This window comes from Psychrilyobacter sp. (assembly GCF_049671765.1).
Classification (GTDB): Bacteria; Fusobacteriota; Fusobacteriia; order Fusobacteriales; family Fusobacteriaceae; genus Psychrilyobacter.
Genome location: NZ_JBATVM010000005.1, coordinates 1 through 2,397 on the forward strand (window position 1 = coordinate 1; position 2,397 = coordinate 2,397).

The following is a 2,397-nucleotide window of genomic DNA, read 5'->3' on the forward strand; positions in this document are numbered from 1 at the left end:
TAGATGCAGGACAATGTAATGACTCTTATTCTTTAGCTTTAATAGCACTTAAATTAAAAGAAGTGTTTGAATTAGAGGATATAAATGAACTACCAATTGCATATAATATTGCATGGTATGAGCAAAAAGCAGTAATTGTTTTATTAGCTTTATTATCATTAGGTGTAAAAAATATCCATTTAGGACCAACATTACCAGGATTCTTATCTCCAGCTGTAGTAAACGTATTAGTTGAAAACTTTGGAATAGCAGGAATCGGTTCTGTAGATGAAGATATTAAGTTATTCATGGGTGAATAGACTTCACCTTAGTTTTCTTCTAATTGAGAGAATAAAAAAAATAACAGAAAGACCACTAGAATTTTCTAGTGGTCTTTTAATTTTGATTAAAAAAAATACTATCTAAATTTTCACAAAACCTTCACATTGAGAGGTTAGAATATTAATATAAAATAAGGAGGAGATTAAGATGATGCATGGATATGGTTTTGGGAGCTCTATGTTTATGGGAGGAGGGATTTTTATGTTTATATTTTGGATATTAATTGCAGTGGTAATAATTTCTATGTTTAGTGGAAAACTCACAGGGGATAGATTTAAATCAGAAGCTCACAGAAGGGAAACTCCTATGGAAATATTGAAAAAAAGATATGCTAGTGGTGAAATAACAGAAAGCGAGTACGAAGATATGACAGAAAAGTTAAAAGATTAAGAAGGAATTTTAAACTCTCTCTTGTATATATTCTAGCGATATATAAATTTTAATGGAGGGGATATGAGATGGCATGGGATAGATTAAAAAGTTTTTTTGCAAAGGAAAAAGAGTTGGCAAAGGAAGTTAAAGAGGGGGTAAAACATATCATTGTAAAAGATGAAAAAGTACCGATGTTTTGTTACCAATGTCAAGAAACTGCAAAGGGGACAGGATGTACAGTAGTAGGAGTCTGTGGAAAACAACCTGAAACTGCAAATTTACAAGATTTGCTGATATATACCTTAAAAGGAATTTCAATCTTGAGAGAGGGATATCCAGTAGATCATAGGGACGAATGCGAGATATGTAAGGGAGTAGATTATTTCATTTCTAACTCACTTTTTATGACAATTACAAATGCTAATTTTGATGATGAAGCCATTGCTGTAGAGATTAGAAAAGGGCTTGAAATCAGAGAGGGATTAAAAGAAGGAGGCTGTATACCTAAGAGGTTAGCTGATCATGATGTACTTACATTTACAGCAAATACCATGGAAGAAATGCAGAAAAAAGCTTTAAGTATAGGTGTATTAGCTACTGAAAATGAAGATGTAAGATCACTGAGAGAACTTTCAATATATGGACTAAAAGGAATGGCGGCTTATTATGAACACGCAAACAATCTAGGGTATAAAAAGGAAGAAATAGTAATGTTTATGGAAAAAGTATTGGCCTCTACACTAGATGATACTTTATCGGTAGATGATTTAGTAGCGTTAGTATTAGAAACTGGTAAATATGGCGTAGAAGCAATGGCATTATTAGACGAAGCCAACTCTGGAACATTTGGAAACCCTGAAATGACAGAGGTTAATATAGGTGTAGGAACTAATCCAGGGATATTAGTATCAGGGCATGATCTCAATGACATGGTCCAATTATTGGAACAGACTGAAGGAACTGGTGTAGATGTGTATACCCATTCAGAAATGCTACCTACTCATTATTATCCAAAATTAAAGAAATTCAAGCATTTGGTTGGTAACTATGGGAATTCATGGTGGAAACAAAAAGAAGAATTTGAAACTTTCAATGGACCAATTATTTTTACAACTAACTGTATAGTACCTCCTAAGGTAGGAGCATCTTATGATGGTAAGGTATTTACTACAAATGCTGCAGGATATCCAGGATGGGCAAGAATTGCAGTAAATGCAGATGGAACCAAAGACTTCTCTAAAGTTATAGAAATGGCTAAAACCTGCAAAGCTCCTACTCAGATTGAAGAGGGTACTATTATAGGTGGATTTGCCCATGAGCAAGTATTTGCATTAGCAGATAAAGTAGTAGATGCAGTTAAAACTGGAGCAATCAAGAAGTTCTTCGTAATGGCAGGTTGTGACGGAAGAATGAAATCAAGAGATTATTATACAGAATTTGCTGAAAAATTACCAAAAGATACGGTTATTTTAACAGCGGGTTGTGCTAAGTTTAGATATAATAAGTTAAAATTAGGAGATATCGGTGGAATACCTAGAGTATTAGATGCAGGACAATGTAATGACTCTTATTCTTTGGCTTTAATAGCACTTAAATTAAAAGAAGTGTTTGAATTAGAGGATATAAATGAACTACCAATTGCATATAATATTGCATGGTATGAGCAAAAGGCAGTAATAGTATTATTAGCTTTATTATCATTAG

General features: G+C 33.2%; 2 protein-coding genes and 1 pseudogene. All 3 read left to right on the top strand.

Translation table 11 applies throughout. The features are described from left to right. Positions 1–299 (top strand): annotated as a pseudogene (locus WBG30_RS00275) (hydroxylamine reductase); the annotation flags it as partial. A 169-nt stretch (positions 300–468) separates the two neighbouring features. Further along, complete coding sequence (locus WBG30_RS00280; protein WP_424502642.1) at positions 469–711, top strand: SHOCT domain-containing protein; 243 nt, start codon at positions 469–471, stop codon at positions 709–711. A gap of 173 nt (positions 712–884) precedes the next feature. Further along, on the top strand, positions 885–2,397 hold a 1,513-nt coding region (gene hcp / locus WBG30_RS00285; protein ID WP_424502643.1), incomplete at its 3' end, for a hydroxylamine reductase.

What these genes read in the sequence shown, in the direction of transcription:
- WBG30_RS00280 (WP_424502642.1), top strand. Translation starts at nt 469, where the DNA reads ATGATGCATGGATATGGTTTTGGGAGCTCTATGTTTATGGGAGGAGGG.